This is a genomic window from Pseudorhizobium tarimense (genome assembly GCF_022968135.1).
In the GTDB taxonomy this organism is placed as follows: Bacteria; Pseudomonadota; Alphaproteobacteria; order Rhizobiales; family Rhizobiaceae; genus Neorhizobium; species Neorhizobium tarimense.
This window is the reverse complement of the sequence record NZ_JALJRA010000048.1, coordinates 1-3,216: the sequence shown is the minus strand read 5'-3', so window position 1 is coordinate 3,216 and position 3,216 is coordinate 1. Positions and strand designations below refer to the sequence as shown.

The 3,216-nt window shown below is 59.3% G+C and carries 4 protein-coding genes; all 4 read right to left on the bottom strand.

The annotated features are described in order from the left end of the window. Positions 1 to 186: 186 nt before the first annotated feature. The 4 genes from MUU54_RS24910 to tnpA all read right to left on the bottom strand — a co-directional run bounded on the left by MUU54_RS24910 (position 187) and on the right by tnpA (position 2,836). Positions 187 to 492, bottom strand: coding sequence for a hypothetical protein (locus MUU54_RS24910; RefSeq protein WP_312038873.1), 306 nt, complete (start codon positions 490 to 492; stop codon positions 187 to 189). Continuing rightward, a complete protein-coding gene (gene tnpC, locus MUU54_RS24430) occupies positions 492 to 2,057 on the bottom strand; it encodes an IS66 family transposase (RefSeq protein ID WP_247246528.1) in 1,566 nt (521 codons plus the stop codon). The genes MUU54_RS24910 and tnpC overlap by 1 nt, the downstream gene beginning before the upstream one ends. A gap of 72 nt (positions 2,058 to 2,129) precedes the next feature. Next, entirely contained in the window at positions 2,130 to 2,477 is a 348-nt protein-coding gene (gene tnpB, locus MUU54_RS24425) for an IS66 family insertion sequence element accessory protein TnpB (protein WP_247246527.1), read from the bottom strand. Further along, complete coding sequence (gene tnpA / locus MUU54_RS24420; protein ID WP_247246526.1) at positions 2,474 to 2,836, bottom strand: IS66-like element accessory protein TnpA; 363 nt, start codon at positions 2,834 to 2,836, stop codon at positions 2,474 to 2,476. Before tnpA ends, tnpB begins: the two co-directional genes overlap by 4 nt. Between the last annotated feature and the right edge of the window lie 380 nt (positions 2,837 to 3,216).

Here is a 3,216-nt window from a genome sequence, read left to right as displayed (position 1 = left end):
TCCGCTTCATCTGTCCGTCCTTCAAATCGAGGCCGGACTCTAACTCCAGGTGGAGGAAAAAATCAGTAGCAGGTCAGCATGGAGGTCTCCGAGGCGAAGCACCTGAAGGCTCTCGAAGAGGAGAACGCCAAGCTGAAGAAGCGTGAGCGTCCGGCAAACGCATTTTCGGGTGTCGAGTGATGGAAGCTATAGGACGCGTTTCATCTCATCGGCCATGACGCGGTCGATCATTTCGGGATCGCACTGCGCGTCGATGAGGAACTCGCGGATACCACCGTTCCAAGTCCTGATGTCGGCGAGTAGGCTCTGGAGTTCTTCCATGCCATTCTCGGTCAGACCCTTCGTGCCATCTTCACTGCCATCGCTGACGTAAACCAGTTCGCCCTCGGAGATGTTGTCCGAGTTCGCGGTCACCTCTTCGATGAGTTCGAGGTTTTCGCCGATCATGCCGGCGACTTGGCTGAGTGTGTAGATGAACCTCGAGCGGGCCATCAGGCGGCCTCGCATCGAGCGTTTGCTGGCGTCCAGTTCCAGGGCAACAGATCTTCGAGTCGGTCTTTAGGGTGATCCTGGATCCGGGTGAGGATATCTGTCAGATAGACCTCCGGATTATGGCCGTGCATTTTGACCGTTTCGATGATGGTCAGGATGTTGGCGATGCGCTCACCGCCCTTATCCAAACCGGCAAACAGCCAGTTCTTCCTTCCGATTCCAAGCGGTCTCATGGCTCGTTCAGCGATGTTGTTGTCGATTTCGACACGGCCATCGTCGACGTAGACGCTTAAGGCCGCCCATCGCGACAGAGCATATCGCATCGCCTCCGCCAGCCTCTGCTTCTGCGGCAGCGTAGAAAGCGTAGCCTCGATCCAGGCCTTGAGCTCGTTCAGAACGGGCCGGGCATGTTCTTGGCGCAGGGTACGCCGCTCGTCAGCCGACATGCCTCGGATACGGTTCTCGATATCGTAGAGAGCCCCGATGCGCGACAGCGCTTCCTCCGCGATCGGAGATGGCTTCAGCTTGATCACATCATGGAACTTGCGCCGCACATGCGCCATGCAGGCGGCTTCGATGATCTGGTTGCCGTAGAGTTTCTTGTAGCCCCCATAGCCGTCGGCATGCATGACGCCGCTGAAGCTTGCCAAGTGGTCAGCCGGATGGGCGCCCTTGCGGTCAGGGCTGTAGTAATAGGCGATGGCTGCGGGAGTGGCGGATTGATAGCCACTGCCGTCAAAGACGTACACCCACACCCTGCCGGTTTTTGTCTTGCCCCGCCCGGGATCAAGAACATCGACCGGGATATCGTCCGTATGTATTCGGTCGAGTGCTGCGATATGGGCCCGGATCAACAAGACGAGTGGTGTCAGCAATGCGGACACCCGGCCGACCCAGTCGGCCATAACAGATCGGGAGATGTCTATTCCCAACCGGTCGTACATCTCTGACAGGCGGTAGAGGGGAATGTGATCGTCAAACTTCGCGATCATGATATGGGCGAGCAGTCCCGGCCCGGGTTTGCCGCGCTCGATCGGCAAGGTCGGCATCTCGCCAGCCACTGTCGTATCGCATTCCCTGCAGATCATGCGCTTCTCGACATGCCGGACAATCTTGACCGCCGCCGGCACGTGCTCGAGCACCTGGACCACCCTGTCGGGCGCCTTCAGGAATGACGTGCCACCGCAGGTCGGGCAATTGCACGGAGCCGCATAGACCAGTTCTTCGGCGGGAAGACCATCGGGCAGAGGCTTGCGCTTCGGCTTCTCGGATGCGTCGTCCAGCTCCGGCAGAGGAGTTTTGCCGGAGCGCAGTTCAGCCTCGGCGCGGGAGGCCTCAATCTCCTCCAGCATCAGTTCGAACTGCTCTATCTTCCGGTCGATCTTTTCCGAAGAGGCGCCATGCTGCCGATGTCGAAGCAGCTCCAGTTGCGCGCGAAGAAGTCCGATAATGGAGTCACGCTTGATGACCTCGGCATCCTGGCTCTCAAGCTTTGCCGCCTGTTCCGCGACAAGTGCGCGCAAAGCAGTGAGCTCGTCCTGACTGTCCAGCGGCGCTGTTTCCATACCCGCAAATTTAGCCGATTTGCCTCTGACGTGCCAGCATTAAGCCTCGGATGTTCCTGCAAAATATAGCTTTTATCCTGTTCGGCCGGGGGCTGACGTCCACGCCGGACGTCGCCAATCGATCCCCTCAACGAGCATCGAAAGCTGCGCCTGCGTCAGGTGCGCCACGCCCTCTTTAGCCGTCGGCCAGGGAAAGTATCCGCGCTCCAAAATCTTGTAGAACAGGCAGAACCCCTGACCGTCCCACCAGAGAAGCTTGATCCGGTTAGCTCGCTTTCCGCGGAAGCCGAAGATCGCGCCCGAGCCGGGGGCCTCCTTCACCACCGTCTCGACCAGCGCCGATAGACCATCAATGCCACGCCGCATATCGGTCACTCCGCAGGCCAGATAGACCCGCACATTCCCCGATGGCCCGATCATGCCGCCTCCACGCAAGCGACCAGCGGACCAAGCAGCTTCAACTCAACGTCAACGGGAACCTTCAAGCGCCGACCGTTTCGAAGCAAGATCTCGACGATCGCCGGCCTCGTTGCCGCCGTAGTCGACTGGCTTACGCCAACCTCCTCGGTAATTTCCACCGGGAGAAACACCGTCGGTCGATCGGCATAGCTGAATGATTGCCGCCACAAGCGGATCTGGCCCGGATGAATGTCGTGCCGGCGCGCCACATCGCCAATGCGAGCACCGGGCTCATCAGCTTCCGCAAGTATCCTCAGCTTCGCCTCGTCCGACCAACGTCGTCTGCGTTCGGGACCGGACATGATCTCCATGCGAGCCATGAAACCTCTTTGTTCTGGTATTAATGTCAGCATTAATGCTGGTTCGAATGCCAGAACATCGCCTGATTTGCCCGATCAGCAAAAACAGCTCACCGGACGCTCACGAAGAAGCTGCTTGCCGAGCAGATGCTGGACGCCGCCGCACTCCGCGAGCTTCTTGCAAAATGTATGGTCCGCCTCGTCCGTGCAAGGGTACGCGACATCATTCGGCGCTGCCGAGGCGGACGTGCTTGAACGGTTCGCAGTTCCGCGAACGCCGGCGTTCAGGAAGGCAAGAAGCCCGGCTGCGGGGGGTTGAGGGATTGTTGGGACGTTGGTTGCGGGGGCAGGATTTGAACCTGCGGCCTTCAGGTTATGAGCCTGACGAGCTACCGGGCTGC

Bases quoted from the DNA above. Each gene is read 5' to 3' on its own strand.
- tnpA (WP_247246526.1), bottom strand. From the start codon at position 2,836: ATGGCTCGCATGGAGATCATGTCCGGTCCCGAACGCAGACGACGTTGG.
- tnpB (WP_247246527.1), bottom strand. From the start codon at position 2,477: ATGATCGGGCCATCGGGGAATGTGCGGGTCTATCTGGCCTGCGGAGTG.
- MUU54_RS24910 (WP_312038873.1), bottom strand. From the start codon at position 492: ATGGCCCGCTCGAGGTTCATCTACACACTCAGCCAAGTCGCCGGCATG.
- tnpC (WP_247246528.1), bottom strand. From the start codon at position 2,057: ATGGAAACAGCGCCGCTGGACAGTCAGGACGAGCTCACTGCTTTGCGC.